At 62.8% G+C, this 13,833-nt stretch carries 16 protein-coding genes; 10 read left to right on the forward strand and 6 right to left on the reverse strand.

Annotation, left to right across the window (positions count from 1 at the left end; translation table 11 throughout):
- The first annotated feature begins 6 nt into the window (after positions 1 to 6).
- The 10 genes from B059_RS0100580 (at position 7) to pdxJ (ending at position 8,483) form a co-directional block, all read left to right on the forward strand.
- Positions 7 to 447 carry a SoxR reducing system RseC family protein gene (locus tag B059_RS0100580; RefSeq protein ID WP_018076293.1) on the forward strand — a complete coding sequence of 147 codons (441 nt, stop codon included), beginning with the start codon at positions 7 to 9 and terminating at the stop codon, positions 445 to 447.
- Positions 444 to 1,844 (forward strand): DegQ family serine endoprotease, encoded by a 1,401-nt coding sequence (locus B059_RS0100585; RefSeq protein ID WP_018076294.1) that lies wholly within the window; start codon positions 444 to 446, stop codon positions 1,842 to 1,844. The genes B059_RS0100580 and B059_RS0100585 overlap by 4 nt, the downstream gene beginning before the upstream one ends.
- Positions 1,837 to 2,082 carry a glutaredoxin family protein gene (locus B059_RS0100590; protein ID WP_026177202.1) on the forward strand — a complete coding sequence of 82 codons (246 nt, stop codon included), beginning with the start codon at positions 1,837 to 1,839 and terminating at the stop codon, positions 2,080 to 2,082. The genes B059_RS0100585 and B059_RS0100590 overlap by 8 nt, the downstream gene beginning before the upstream one ends.
- Before the next feature lie 187 nt (positions 2,083 to 2,269).
- Positions 2,270 to 4,069 (forward strand): translation elongation factor 4, encoded by a 1,800-nt coding sequence (gene lepA, locus B059_RS0100595; RefSeq protein WP_018076296.1) that lies wholly within the window; start codon positions 2,270 to 2,272, stop codon positions 4,067 to 4,069.
- Positions 4,070 to 4,879 (forward strand): signal peptidase I, encoded by an 810-nt coding sequence (gene lepB, locus B059_RS0100600; protein WP_018076297.1) that lies wholly within the window; start codon positions 4,070 to 4,072, stop codon positions 4,877 to 4,879.
- Positions 4,880 to 4,888: 9 nt separating this feature from the next.
- Positions 4,889 to 5,290 (forward strand): DUF4845 domain-containing protein, encoded by a 402-nt coding sequence (locus B059_RS0100605; protein ID WP_018076298.1) that lies wholly within the window; start codon positions 4,889 to 4,891, stop codon positions 5,288 to 5,290.
- Positions 5,283 to 5,963 carry a ribonuclease III gene (gene rnc, locus B059_RS0100610; protein WP_018076299.1) on the forward strand — a complete coding sequence of 227 codons (681 nt, stop codon included), beginning with the start codon at positions 5,283 to 5,285 and terminating at the stop codon, positions 5,961 to 5,963. The genes B059_RS0100605 and rnc overlap by 8 nt, the downstream gene beginning before the upstream one ends.
- On the forward strand, positions 5,960 to 6,844 hold the full coding sequence (gene era, locus B059_RS0100615; RefSeq protein WP_018076300.1) for a GTPase Era: 885 nt from the start codon (positions 5,960 to 5,962) through the stop codon (positions 6,842 to 6,844). Before rnc ends, era begins: the two co-directional genes overlap by 4 nt.
- A gap of 143 nt (positions 6,845 to 6,987) precedes the next feature.
- Positions 6,988 to 7,737 carry a DNA repair protein RecO gene (gene recO, locus B059_RS0100620; protein WP_018076301.1) on the forward strand — a complete coding sequence of 250 codons (750 nt, stop codon included), beginning with the start codon at positions 6,988 to 6,990 and terminating at the stop codon, positions 7,735 to 7,737.
- On the forward strand, positions 7,734 to 8,483 hold the full coding sequence (gene pdxJ, locus B059_RS0100625) for a pyridoxine 5'-phosphate synthase (RefSeq protein WP_018076302.1): 750 nt from the start codon (positions 7,734 to 7,736) through the stop codon (positions 8,481 to 8,483). The genes recO and pdxJ overlap by 4 nt, the downstream gene beginning before the upstream one ends.
- Here pdxJ and B059_RS0100630 read toward each other — a convergent pair.
- From B059_RS0100630 to secD, 6 genes are all read right to left on the reverse strand, one after another.
- Positions 8,452 to 8,859 carry a c-type cytochrome gene (locus tag B059_RS0100630; protein WP_018076303.1) on the reverse strand — a complete coding sequence of 136 codons (408 nt, stop codon included), beginning with the start codon at positions 8,857 to 8,859 and terminating at the stop codon, positions 8,452 to 8,454. The two genes, pdxJ and B059_RS0100630, sit on opposite strands and share 32 nt — an antisense overlap.
- Complete coding sequence (locus B059_RS0100635; protein WP_018076304.1) at positions 8,856 to 9,455, reverse strand: ferritin-like domain-containing protein; 600 nt, start codon at positions 9,453 to 9,455, stop codon at positions 8,856 to 8,858. The genes B059_RS0100630 and B059_RS0100635 overlap by 4 nt, the downstream gene beginning before the upstream one ends.
- A 61-nt stretch (positions 9,456 to 9,516) precedes the next feature.
- On the reverse strand, positions 9,517 to 10,224 hold the full coding sequence (locus tag B059_RS0100640) for an RNA polymerase sigma factor (RefSeq protein WP_018076305.1): 708 nt from the start codon (positions 10,222 to 10,224) through the stop codon (positions 9,517 to 9,519).
- A gap of 136 nt (positions 10,225 to 10,360) precedes the next feature.
- Positions 10,361 to 10,987 carry a DedA family protein gene (locus tag B059_RS0100645; protein WP_018076306.1) on the reverse strand — a complete coding sequence of 209 codons (627 nt, stop codon included), beginning with the start codon at positions 10,985 to 10,987 and terminating at the stop codon, positions 10,361 to 10,363.
- 66 nt (positions 10,988 to 11,053) lie between these two features.
- A complete protein-coding gene (gene secF / locus B059_RS0100650; RefSeq protein WP_018076307.1) occupies positions 11,054 to 11,986 on the reverse strand; it encodes a protein translocase subunit SecF in 933 nt (310 codons plus the stop codon).
- Between the two features lie 10 nt (positions 11,987 to 11,996).
- Positions 11,997 to 13,811: a protein translocase subunit SecD gene (gene secD, locus B059_RS0100655; protein WP_018076308.1), complete on the reverse strand. Its 1,815-nt coding sequence runs from the start codon at positions 13,809 to 13,811 to the stop codon at positions 11,997 to 11,999.
- Positions 13,812 to 13,833 lie beyond the last annotated feature (22 nt).

The following is a 13,833-nucleotide window of genomic DNA, read 5'->3' on the forward strand; positions in this document are numbered from 1 at the left end:
CGCCGCATGCTGGAACAAACTGCCGAAGTCGTCAAAACCGCATCGGACGGCATCTGGGTGCAGGCAGTTGAACCGTCGGGCTGCGGCACCTGCGGCGGGCAGGGGTGCTCGTCGCGTCGCATTGCCGAACTGTTCCAGCGCAAACCGCGGCATTTCCTGGTCGACTGCGATTTGTCGCTGGCTCCAGGCGATCGTGTCGTGGTCGGCATTGCCCGTGGCAGTGTGCTCAGGAGCGCATTGCGTGTCTATGGCCTGCCATTGGGGTTGATGCTGGCGGGCGCGCTGCTGGCACAGGCAATCCAGCCCGGCGACGGCTCCGCGCTCGTCGGCGTGCTGCTTGGAGGGATGGCGGGCTGGCTGGCTGCGCGAGGTGGCCGGGCGGCCCGCCCGGTAGTGCTCAGACGTGAAGACGATTTCAAGTTTCGCATGATAAAAGGACAGTCATGATGAGAACAGCTTGGGCAGCGACCGCGCTGGTGTTTGCCTTGTCGGCACCGGTGCTGGCAAAAGATGTGATGGATGTGGCCGACCTGGTTGAAAAGCAGGGGCCGGCAGTGGTCAATATCAGCACGACCAAACTGGTGAGGCGCGGGCCGGAAGGGCTGCCGTTCGCGATTCCCGACGAAGAGGACATGCAGGAGTTTTTCCGCCGTTTCTTCCCCGGTGGGCCGGGCGGCCAAGGAGGACAGGGCGGCCCGATGCAGGAAATCCCCGCGCGTGGCGAGGGCTCCGGGTTTATCGTCAGCAGCGATGGCTACATTTTGACCAACGCGCATGTGGTCAAGGGCGCCGACGAGGTCGTGGTCAAGCTGATCGACAAGCGCAAGTTCACCGCCAAGGTGGTGGGGGCCGACACCCGCACCGATGTGGCCGTCATCAAGATCACCGCCGACAAGCTGCCCGCCGTCAAACTGGGCGATCCCACCCGGCTGCGCGTCGGCGAAGCGGTAGCGGCGATCGGCTCGCCGTTCGGTTTCGAAAACTCGGTCACTGCAGGCATCGTCTCCGCCAAGGGGCGTTCGCTGCCGTCGGAAAGCTATGTGCCCTATATCCAGACCGATGTGCCGATCAACCCCGGTAATTCGGGCGGGCCGCTGTTCAATATGAAGGGCGAAGTGGTCGGCATCAATTCGCAGATTTACAGCCGCAGCGGCGGCTACCAGGGGGTCTCGTTCGCGATTCCGATCGATGTGGCGATGGAAGTGGTGGGGCAGCTGAAAAGCAGCGGCAAGGTATCGCGCGGCTGGCTCGGCGTGGTGATCCAGGAGGTGACCGCCGACCTGGCCGAATCCTTCGGGCTGGATCGCCCGCGCGGCGCGCTGGTCTCGCAGGTGCAAGAAGACAGTCCTGCGCACAAGGCGGGACTGCAGGCCGCCGATGTCATTCTGGAATTCAATGGCAAGGCAGTGGAAAATTCCGGCGACCTGCCGCGGATGGTCGGCATGACCAAGCCAGGCGTCAAAATCCCGCTGCAGATATGGCGTAAAGGCAAAGCCCAGCAACTGGGCGTAGTGCTGGCCGAGTTGCCGGCTGAAACCCAGCAGGCCGGCACTGAAGGAAAAACCTTTTCGCGCGGTGGGCTGGCCTTGTCCGAGTTGAACGTGGAACAGCGTCGCGCACTCGGGCTCGATCACGGCGTGCTGGTCGTGGATGCCACCGGCGATGCGGCGCGGGCAGGCATTCGCACCGGCGACGTCATTCTGGCGGTGAACAACAGCAAGGTGGCCAACGTGGACGCGTTCCGCAAGGCCATCGCTGCAGTGCCGGTCGGCAAGAGCGCGGCAATCCTGGTGCGACGCGGCGAAGGCTCGTTGTACGTCCCGCTGAAGATCTCGGGTGAGTGAAACGCTCTTGCTGTACACGCGCGCGGGGTGCCCGCTGTGCGAGGACATGGAAGCGGAAGTCGGTGCGCTGATCGTGAGGGCCGGACACCGGCTGGTTCTCGTCGACGTCGATGGCGATCCATCGCTCAGGCAGAAATATGGCTGGGACGTGCCGCTGCTGTTCGATGGCGACACCGAGATTTGCCGCCATCAGCTTGATCTGCCCGCATTTCAGGCATGGCTGAGTGCCCACCCATAGGGCCTGCCGGACGCTTTTTCGCGGTAATTCGGAGGGGCGGGCCGATTCAGGCCATCCTTGGCCGCAGGCGGCATCCATAAGCGGCTCCGTCGCGACTGCGAAATGGGTGTCGGCACGCCCTGGAATCCGTTAAAATTCTGCAAGTTATCGCATCCCTTGCCGGGCACGGAAACGTGCCCGTTTTGTTGTGTCCCAGAATCTGATCCGCAATTTTTCCATCATCGCCCACATCGATCACGGCAAGTCCACCCTGGCCGACCGTCTGATCCAGTATTGCGGCGGCTTGTCCGAACGCGAGATGGAGGCGCAGGTGCTCGATTCGATGGACCTGGAGAAGGAGCGCGGCATCACCATCAAGGCGCAGACCGCCGCGCTCGCCTACAAGGCGCAGGATGGCCAGGTCTACCGCCTGAACCTGATCGATACCCCCGGCCACGTCGACTTTTCCTACGAAGTGTCGCGTTCCCTGTCGGCCTGCGAGGGCGCGCTGCTGGTGGTCGATGCCTCGCAGGGGGTCGAAGCGCAGACGGTGGCCAACTGCTACACCGCGATCGACCTCGGCGTCGAGGTCATCCCGGTGCTGAACAAGATCGACCTGCCGGCAGCCGACCCAGACCGGGTGGCGGAAGAAATCGAAGACATCGTCGGCATCGATGCGACCGATGCGGTGCGTGCCTCCGCCAAGTCCGGCATCGGCATCCCCGAAATCCTCGAAGTGGTGGTGAAACAGGTGCCGCCGCCGCGCGGCGACGAGTCCGCGCCGCTGAAGGCACTGATCATCGACTCCTGGTTCGACAACTACGTCGGTGTGGTGATGCTGGTGCGGGTGGTCGACGGCGCCCTGCGCCCCAAGGACAAGATCCGCTTCATAGCATCCGGTGCGCTGCACCTGACCGAGCATGTCGGTGTGTTCACCCCGAAATCGGTCGACCGGCCGCAGTTGTCGGCCGGCGAGGTGGGGTTCGTGATCGCCGGCATCAAGGAACTCAAATCCGCCCAGGTGGGCGATACCATCACCCTGGTCGACCGTCCTGCCAGCGAACCGTTGCCCGGCTTCAAGAAGGTGCAATCGCAGGTCTTCGCCGGCCTGTATCCGGTCGAATCGCACGATTTCGAGGCGCTGCGCGACGCGCTGACCAAACTGCAGCTGAACGACGCGGCGCTGCAGTTCGAGCCCGAAGTTTCGCAGGCGCTGGGCTTCGGTTTCCGCTGCGGCTTCCTCGGCCTCTTGCACATGGACATCGTGCAGGAACGGCTGGAGCGCGAGTACGACATGGACCTCATCACCACCGCGCCGACGGTGGTGTACGAAGTGCTGATGAAAGACGGCACCCTGATCAACGTCGAGAATCCGTTCAAGCTGCCCGAACTGTCGAAGATCGAGGAAATCCGTGAGCCCATCATCACCGCGACGATCTTCGTGCCGGAAGAATACGTCGGCAACGTCATCACGCTGTGCAACCAGAAGCGCGGCATGCAGCTCGACATGCAGTACCACGGCAGGCAGGTGATGCTGCGCTACGATCTGCCGATGAACGAAGTGGTGATGGATTTTTTCGACAAGCTGAAGTCGACCAGCCGCGGCTATGCCTCGCTCGACTATGAGTTCAAGGAATACCGCCCGGGCGACCTGGTCAAACTCGACATCCTTGTCAACAACGAGAAAGTCGACGCGTTGTCGCTGATCGTGCACCGCGCCACCAGTGTGTATCGCGGCCGCGAACTGGCGTCCAAGATGCGCGAGCTGATCCCGCGCCAGATGTTCGACGTCGCGGTGCAGGCGGCGATCGGCGCCAGCATCATCGCTCGCGAGAACGTCAAGGCGCTGCGCAAGAACGTGCTCGCCAAGTGCTACGGCGGCGACATCACGCGCAAGAAGAAGCTGCTGGAAAAACAGAAGGCCGGCAAACGCCGCATGAAGCAGGTCGGCAACGTCGAAATCCCGCAGGAAGCCTTCCTTGCGATCCTCCAGGTCTCGGACAAATAAATGAACTTCGCCCTCATTCTTTTCATCGCGCTCGCCGTCACCGGCGGCATCTGGCTGCTCGACGCGCTGCTGCTCAAGCGCAGCCGCGACAAGGACGCCAGGGAGCCGCTGCTGGTCGAATATGCCAAGAGCTTCTTTCCGGTGATTCTGGTGGTGTTCGCGCTGCGTTCCTTCCTGGTCGAGCCGTTCAAGATTCCGTCCGGTTCGATGATGCCGACGCTGCTGATCGGCGACTTCATCCTCGTCAACAAATACACCTACGGCATCCGCCTGCCGGTGCTCAACAAGAAAGTCGTGCAGTTGAACAATCCCGAGCGCGGCGACGTCATGGTGTTCCGCTACCCGGCCGATCCCGGCCTCGACTACATCAAGCGGGTGGTCGGTGTACCGGGCGACGTGGTCGAATACCGCAACAAGCAGCTCATCGTCAACGGCCAGCCGGTGCCGAGCGTCAATACCGGCACCTATAGCTACGTCGGCAACGGCCTCAACTACATCACCGCCATGGTGTACAACGAGCGTCTCAATGGTGTCGGTCACGCCATGATGACCGAGCCGGGCAAGCCCGCGGTCTATCCGCCCCAGGTGACGGACTTCCCCTACCGCGAAAACTGCTCCTACAATGCCGAGGGCGAAGGCTTTACCTGCAAGGTTCCGGCAGGCCAGTACTTCATGATGGGCGACAATCGCGATGCCAGCAACGACAGCCGTTACTGGGGTTTCGTCCCCGACAGGAACATCGTCGGCAAGGCCTTTTTCATCTGGATGAATTTTGACGATTTCGGCCGTATCGGCACCGTCATTCGATAAGGAGACACCATGCAGCGCACCCGTTCCACGCCTTCCCGACAACATGGCCTGAGCATGATCGGCTTCCTGTTCGTCGCCATCGTGCTGGTCGCTATAGCCATGCTGGCGATGAAGCTGGTGCCTGCCTACATCGAGTTTTTCTCGGTGAAGAAAATTCTCGCCACGATGACGCAGGAGTCCGACTTCAAATCGAAGAGCAACGCCGAACTGCGCAACGATTTCACCAAGCGCGCCAACGTGGGTTATGTCACCGTGGTCAAGCCGGAAGACCTCAGCATCGATCGCCGCGGCGGCATCCCGGTCGTCTCCGCCAATTATGCGTTCCGCACCAAACTCGTCGGCAACGTCAGCCTGGTAGTGGATTTCAGTGCCAGCAGCGATCCCAACGCCGTCCCCGCCCAGATTGAATAACGCCTTGTTGAACCAGCGCCTGCAGCAGGCGCTGGGCTACACCTTCATCCGTTCCGAACTCCTGACCCAGGCGCTGACGCACCGCAGCTATGGCGCGCTCAATAACGAGCGGCTCGAATTTCTCGGCGACTCGGTATTGAACTGCTCGGTTGCCCGCGCGCTCTACGACGCCTTTCCCGATTTGCCCGAAGGCAGCCTGTCTCGCCTGCGCGCCAACCTGGTGCGGCAGGAAACGTTGGCCGATATTGCCGTTGCGCTGAGGCTGGGGGATGTCCTGCGTCTCGGCGAAGGCGAACTCAAGAGTGGCGGCTTTCGCCGTCCCTCGATCCTGGCCGATGCGCTGGAATCGCTGTTCGGCGCGATTTTTCTGGATGCCGGGTTCGACCAGGCGCAACGCGTCGTGCGCGGCCTGTTCGATCCGCTGGTGGCGAAAATCGATCCCAAGGCTTCGGGCAAGGATGCCAAGACCCAACTGCAGGAAATGCTGCAATCGCGCCGGCTGCCGCTGCCGGACTATCAACTGGTCGCGACTCAAGGCGAGGCGCACGACCAGAGTTTCATCGTCGAGTGCGTACTGGCGAAGCCTGCGTTTAGCACGCGCGGCGTCGGCAAGAGCCGCCGCGCCGCCGAACAGGAGGCCGCACGCCAGGCGTGCGAGGCGTTGCAAAAATGAGCGAATTCAAGTGTGGCCTCATCGCCATCGTCGGACGTCCCAACGTCGGCAAATCGACCCTGCTCAACCGCATCGTCGGACAAAAAATCAGCATCACCTCGCGTAAGGCGCAGACCACGCGCCATCGCGTGATGGGGATCCATACCACCGACGAAGCGCAGTTCGTGTTCGTCGATACCCCGGGGTTCCAGACCCGCCACGGCAGCACCATGAATCGCGCGATGAACAAGCGGGTGCGCGAAACCCTGTCGGATACCGACGTGGTGATGATGCTGGTCGAGGCCGGGCGGCTGACGCGGGAGGACCGCCAGGTGATGGCGCTGCTGCCGAAGGATCGTCCGTTGATCCTGGCGGTCAACAAAATCGACTACGCCAGGGATCGTGCCGCGCTGATGGCTTATCTGCAGGAAGCCGCCGCTGCGCATGCCTTTACCGAGATCGTGCCGGTATCGGCCAAGCAAGGCAGCAATCTCGACGAATTGCTGAAAACCCTGCAGGCCCACCTGCCGGAAAACCCGCCGCTATTCGACGCGGACGACGTCACCGACCAGACCGAACGCCAGCTGGCGGCTGAACTGATCCGCGAAAAGGTGTTCCGTCTGTGCGGCGAGGAAATTCCTTATGCGGTGGCGGTGACCATCGACAAGTTCGAGGAGGAAGGCAATCTGCGCCGTATTTTCGCCACCATCCTGGTCGACCGTGACGGCCACAAGGCCATCGTCATTGGCAAGGGTGGCGAAAAGCTCAAGACCATCTCCACTCAGGCGCGGCTCGACATGGAGCGCGCGTTCGACAGCAAGGTGTATCTGGAGGTCTGGGTAAAAGTGAAGGGCGGCTGGGCTGACGACGTGCGGATGCTGAAGTCGCTGGGAATTGATTGAAAATCTTTATCCGCGAAGGACGCGAAGAAACGCGAAGATAAATTACCCGAGATGCGTGGATCTGTCATGCACGAAGCTTTCATATTTCTGCTTTTGTCTTTCTTCGCACCCCTTCGCGTCCTTCGCGGATAAGCTGTTTTTCCATGTCTAGCGACGCCCGTATCAACAACGAGCCCGGCTTCATCCTCCACACCTATCCTTTCAAGGAAACCAGCGTGGTGGCGGAAGCGTTCACCCGCAGCCACGGCCGTGTGGCGCTGATCGCACGCGGCGCGCGCCGTCCGGCCTCGGCGCTGCGCGGTCTGATGCAGCCCTTCACTCCGCTGCTGCTGTCGTGGTTCGGCAAGTCCGAGTTGAAAACCCTGCATGCGGCGGAATGGCAGGGCGGGCTGCTGGCGCCGCAGGGCCGCGCGCTGATGTGCGGGTTCTATCTCAACGAACTGCTGTTGCGCCTGCTGGCGCGCGGTGATGCGCACGAACTGCTGTACGACCGCTATTCCGGTACCCTCGAACAGCTGGCAGGCGAGACGTGCAGCACCGATTACGAGCGCATCCTGCGCCGCTTCGAGAAAAACCTGCTCGCCGAGATCGGCTACGGTGCCACTTTCGATCGCGAGGCCGAGAGCAAGGCGCCGATCGACCCCGGTGCCCGTTACGTATTCCAGCCTGAACGCGGCGCACTGCGTAGCCTCGTGGGCATCAATACGGGCGGGCAGCCGGGCTGCCCGGTATCCGGGCAGACGCTGATCGACCTCGCCGCCGACCGTTTCGAGCGCCCGGCCACCCTGGCCGAAGCCAAGGTCCTGATGCGCACGTTGATCAACCATACCCTCGGCGCGAAGCCGCTTTATACTCGCCAGCTGCTACGCGAACTTACCGAACTGACACAATGAGCATCCATCTCGGCGTCAACATAGACCATATCGCCACCCTGCGTCAGGCGCGCAAGACCCGCTATCCGAGCCCGGTCGAGGCCGCGCTGTTGGCCGAGACCGCGGGCGCCGATTCGATCACCCTGCACCTCAGGGAAGACCGCCGCCACATCCAGGATGCCGATGTGGCGATCCTGCGCCAGGTGCTGAAGACCAAGATGAACCTAGAAATGGCGGTCACCGAGGAGATGCTTGCAATCGCCGTCGCGACGAAACCGCAGGACGTCTGCCTGGTTCCGGAAAAACGCGAGGAACTGACCACCGAGGGCGGGCTCGACGTGGCCAGCCAGATGCCCAGGCTGAAGGATGCCTGTGCGCGGCTGGCGCACGCGGGCATCCGCGTTTCCCTCTTCATCGACGCCGACTTCGCCCAGCTCGACGCGGCTCACGCAGCCGGCGCGCCGGTGGTCGAGATCCATACCGGGCATTATGCAGATGCCGAAGATGACGCTGCGCGCAGCGCCGAGTTCGAGCGCATCCGCATGGCGGTTGCCTACGGCCGCAGTCTCGGCCTGACGATGAATGCCGGCCACGGCCTGACCTATCACAATGTGCAGCCGATCGCGGCGCTGCCTGGCATCTTCGAGCTCAATATCGGCCATGCGATCGTCGCGCAAGCCTTGTTCGTGGGATGGCCGGCGGCGGTGGCGGAGATGAAGCGGCTGATGGTGGAAGCTACTGCCCGCGGCATTCTGCCGAATCGTTGACCTGCTTGAGATAGGCGATGAGGTCGGCGCGTTCCTGGCGATCCGCGATACCGGCATAGCCCATCGCGGTTCCCGGCACGGTCTTGAGCGGGTTCTTCAGAAAGCGATCGAGCGTCCGCGTGCCCCACACCAGATTCGAGTGACGCATCGCATCCGAATACGCGAAGCCTTGTACGCTGCCGGCATGGCGACCGAACAGCCCACAATGCCGGGGGCCGGTACGGTCATAGGCGAAGGCATGGCAAGCGAGGCAACGCTCGTAGACCACCTTGCCCCGCGCGGGGTCGCCATGCGCGAGCGCAGCGGCAGGGCCTGCATTCGCAAGGAGGGCATACACGGCGCTGGCGGCCAGGATGGCCGCCCTGAATTTTTTCACGACATGAAGGCGGATGGCACCGGGATCTCGCCCAATGCGTTGCGCAAGATTGCCCAGTGCATCGCTTCGTCCCCGAGAATGCTGGCGGCAGCCTTGGCCAGCTCGCGGTTGCCGAATACCGGCACGGCGCCGAGATACGCGCTCACCGCGCCTTTTTCGAGCATCGCGGCGAAGCGCAGGACGTCGGCCTGGCTTTTCAGCGTGTCGACAGGAAAGGTGTATTTCTCTTTCGATGCCACCGGCTGTCCGCCCAGTTTGACGATGGTTTTCGCCAGTACGTCAGCATGTTCCTTGTGATGCCCCTGAAACGTCAGCGCAAGATCGAGCACCGGTTTTTGCAGCAGCCCGCTCTCCGCACCCAGCTGGTAGGCTGCGACCGCCTCGAGTTCGGCGCCCAGCGCTGTGTTCAGAATACGCACGTCGGACGCGCCGGACTGGCCGCCTTTGGCGAGCGCATCGCGCCCGGCGAGCAGGGCAACGGCCGCACCCGACAGAAGCAGGCCCGAGTGGCCGAGAAAGGAACGACGCGTCTCATCGTCCAGGTTTGCCGTAATAGGCATGTGCGTCGTGTCCTGCTTTTGAATGAATGAAAACATGGCGGTCTCCTGATAGGGAAGGTGCTGCGATGGAGCCTGGCGACAGCTGGGCCGGGCGGGATCAGGCGTCGTCAGCCTGGTGGGTGTTCAGCTTCGCCAGAACGCCCGCGACAATGCGGTCGCAGCGGTCGCCGGCGAAGGAGAATGCGTCCGCGAGGCTGAAATCGATTTCACGCGCCAGTGCTTCGCGCAGCAGTCCCCGGGCGCGAAAGTAGCGGGTGCGTACCGTTTCCGGCGGAATGTCGAGACAGGCCGCCGTTTCGTCGACGGACATTTCTTCCAGCGCGCGCAGCACGAAGACAGTGCGAAAAGCATCCGGCAGCCGACTGATCTTGTCCTCGACCAGGCGACGTATTTCCACGCGCATCAGGGCATGTTCGGGTTGCTCGGGTGAATGCTCGCCCATATTTGCCTCCGACAGTCTGTCTTCCTGCTCCGCATCGGCATACAGGTCGACCACCTCGGCCTGCCGGCGGCGCTTGCGCAAACGTGCGATGGCTGCGTTGACGGCGATGCGCACCAGCCAGGTGGATAACCGGGCATTGCCGTGAAATTGGCCCATCGCGCGATAGGCAAGAAGATAGGCGTCCTGTACGGCGTCTTCGGCCTCGGCGTCGTCATTCAGGATGCTGCGTGCAGTCCGGTAAAGCGTTTGATTGTGGCGTCGCATCAGGCGTTGGAGCATGGATAGATCGCCCTCCGCGATGCGCTGCGCGAGCTCGGCGTCGGTCAAGGGTTGCTCGGCGGCTTTTTCCTGGGGGCGATACATGGCGCTCTCCGTCTGTTTCGGGCTCTTATCACATTAGATGACGGCGAAGCTTTTCGCGTTCCCGGCACCGGAGGGCGAGAACGCATTGCGGTACGCAGACCGCGGAGAGGGCGGTGGCGGGAGCGCTCCCGGCCCGCTAGCGCAGGACTTTCTTCTTCAGCTTGAGGCGGACGTAGAGCAGCACGATCACGGCCACTGCGCCGAGGGTGAACAGCGTGATGAGGTGGAGATTGTTGCGGATCGCCTCCTCGTTGTGGCCGAGCGTGTACCCCAGCACGGCGAGGATGGTGACCCAGATGCCGGCGCCGAGGCTGGTGTAGAAGCTGAACACGGCGAGGTTCATGCGCGCGAGGCCCGCCGGCAGCGAAATGTACTGGCGCACCGCCGGGATCAGATGGCCGGTGAAGGTGGAGATGTGGCCGTGGCGCGCGAAGAAGTCTTCCATGCGCTGCAGCGAGTGCTCCTTGAACAGGATGTACTTGCCGTAGCGCAGCAGGAAGGGGCGACCCAGCTTCATCGCCAGCCAGTAGTTGAACAGCGCGCCGGCTAGGCTGCCGCCGATGCCGGCGAGGATGGCCAGTACAAGATTCATTTCGCCCTTGTAGGCGAGATAGCCGGCGGGAATCATCACCACTTCGCTGGGGAAGGGGAAGAAACTCGATTCCAGCGCCATCATCAGAAAGATGCCGGTATAGCCCCAGGCGCCGACGGTGGCGACGATGGTCTGGATGATGTCGTTGAGCATGATGAGATGCAGGTTCAAGTTGCAAGACTCAAGAGGCAAGGGGGAAGCGCGCCTCCTTGCATCTTGGATCTTGTGTCTTGCATCTCAAACAACCGCCTCTTCCTTCTTCTCCACCGGCTTGATGAAGTGCTCGCGCTTGACGCCGAACATCAGCAAGAGCGGCGAGGCCACCAGCACCGACGAGTAGATGCCGAACATGATGCCGATGGTGAGCGCGAGCGCGAAGTTGTGCAGCGCCTCGCCGCCGAAGAAAAACATCGACAGCACCATGAGCTGGGTCGAGCCGTGGGTGATGATGGTGCGGCTCATGGTGCGGGTGATGGCGTCGTCGATGATGTGCGGGATGGTCGCGCCGCGCATCTTGCGGATGTTTTCGCGGATCCGGTCGAACACCACCACCGACTCGTTGACCGAGTAGCCCAGAACCGCCAGCACGCCGGCCAGAACGGTCAGCGTGAACTCCCACTGGAAGAAGGCGAACATGCCGAGGATGATGACGATGTCGTGCATGTTGGCGAGCATCCCCGCCACCGCGAAGCGCCATTCGAAGCGGATGGCCAGATAGGCCATGATGCCGAAGGCGACCACCAGCAGCGCCAGCGCGCCGCTGTCGTAAAGCTCCTTGCCGACCTGCGGGCCGACGAAATCGACGCGCTTCAGTTCGATGGTGGCATCGACCGACTGCAAGGCGGCCATCACGCGGTTGCTGGTTTCCGCGGCGTTGGCTTCGCCCTTGTTGGGCAGGCGGATCAGCACGTCGTGGCTGGTGCCGAAGTTCTGCACCGAAATTTCGGGCAGGCCGGTCTTTTCCAGCGCCGTACGGATCACATGCAGATCGGCTGGCTGGTCGGTACGGACCTCGATCACGGTGCCGCCGGTGAAATCGACGCCCAGGTTGAGACCGCGGTCCCACAGTGCCCACACCGAGAACAGGAAGGTGATGAGCGAAATCGCCGTCGTCACCTTCCCCCAGCTCATGAAGGGAATGGTTTTCTTGAACGGGAAAAATTCCAGCATGATGTCAGCCTTAGATCGAGACTTTGGCCAGCCGCGCCTGGCGGCCGTAGGTGAGGTTCACCATGGCGCGCGACACGGTCACGGCACTGAACATGGAGGTGAGGATGCCCAGACACAGCACCACGGCGAAGCCGCGCACCGGGCCGGAGCCGAGCCAGAACAGTGCAATGCCGGCGATCATCGTGGTGAGGTTGGAGTCGAGAATGGTGGCCCAGGCGCGCTCGTAGCCGGCGTGGATCGCCGCCTGCGGGGTGAGGCCGGCACGGATCTCCTCGCGGATGCGCTCGTTGATCAGGACGTTGGCGTCGATCGCCATGCCGAGCGTGAGCGCGATCGCCGCCATGCCGGGCAGGGTGAGCGTGGCCTGCATCATGGAGAGCAGCGCGATCAGCAGCAGGGCGTTGATGGCCAGCGCGACCGACGAGATCAGGCCGAACACGCGGTAGTAGATGACCATGAAGCTGACGACCGCGAGGAAGCCCCACAGGTTGGAGTGGAAGCCTTTGTCGATGTTCTCGGCGCCCATGCTGGGGCCGACGGTGCGTTCTTCCACGATCTGCATCGGCGCAGCGAGGGCGCCGGCGCGCAGCAGCAGGGCGACATCGGAGGCTTCCTGCGCGGTTTCCATGCCGGTGATCTGCACCCGGCCGCCGCCGATTTCCTCACGAATGACCGGCGCGGTGATCGCCTCGGCAACGCCCTTCTCGATCAGCAGGATGGCCATGCGCTTGCCGACGTTCTCGCGCGTCACGTCCTTGAAGATGCGCGCGCCCTTGCCGTCGAGGTTGATGTGCACCGCGGCCTGGCCGCTCTGGCTGTCGAAGCCGGGCGAGGCGTCGGTGATCGAATCACCGGTCAGCACCACGTCCTTCTTCACCGCGATATTGCCGCCCTCGCGGCTGGTCACGATGTCGTCGCCGAACGGCGCCCGGCCCTGGCTGACGGCGATCGGATCGGCCTGCTCGTCGACCATGCGGACTTCCAGGGTGGCGGTGCGGCCCAGAATGTCCTTCGCCTTGGCGGTGTCCTGCACGCCGGGCAGTTGCACCACGACGCGGCTAGCGCCCTGTTGCTGGATGACGGGTTCGGCCACGCCGAGCTCGTTGACGCGGTTTCTGAGCGTCGTGATGTTCTGCTGCAGGGCGAATTCCTGCACCTTGGTTTGGGCTTCCGGTTTCAGGCGTGCGGTCAGGGTGAAGCCATCGGCCTGGTCTGCGGGGCTGAAGACGAGATCGGTGAACACCGAGCCCAGCTTGTTGGCGGCCGCATCACGCTGGTCGCGGGTCGCGAAGTGCACGGTAACGGCATTGCCTTCGCGGCTGATGCGTCCATAGCGGATCTTGTCGCCGCGCAGTTCGGTGCGGAAATCGTTCTGGTAACGGATGGCCGCTTTTTCCAGCGCGGCCTTCATGTCGACCTCGAGCAGGAAGTGCACCCCGCCGCGCAAGTCGAGGCCGAGATACATGGGCAGCGCATGGATCGACGACAGCCAGGCCGGCGAGGCCGACACCAGGTTGAGCGCCACGGTGTAGCGTTCGCCCAGGCTGTTTTGCAGCACGTCCTTGGCCTTGATCTGTACGTCGGTGTTGGCAAGGCGCACCTTGATGCTGTTGCCCGCCAGTTCCACCGCGTTGTAGGCCACCTGGGCCGCCTTCAGCGCGGATTCCACCTGCCCCAGCAGCGCGGTGTCGACATTCTCGCTGGTGCGCACCGGCGAGACCTGTACCGCCGGCACTTCGCCGAAGAAGTTGGGCAGGGTGTAAATGAATGCAACCACCAGCGTGATGCCGATGAGCACATATTTCCAGAGCGGGAAGCGGTTCATTTTTTTAGGAGCCAGGAATTAG

The sequence above is a fragment of the Thiobacillus denitrificans DSM 12475 genome (assembly GCF_000376425.1).
GTDB classification, from domain to species: Bacteria; Pseudomonadota; Gammaproteobacteria; order Burkholderiales; family Thiobacillaceae; genus Thiobacillus; species Thiobacillus denitrificans.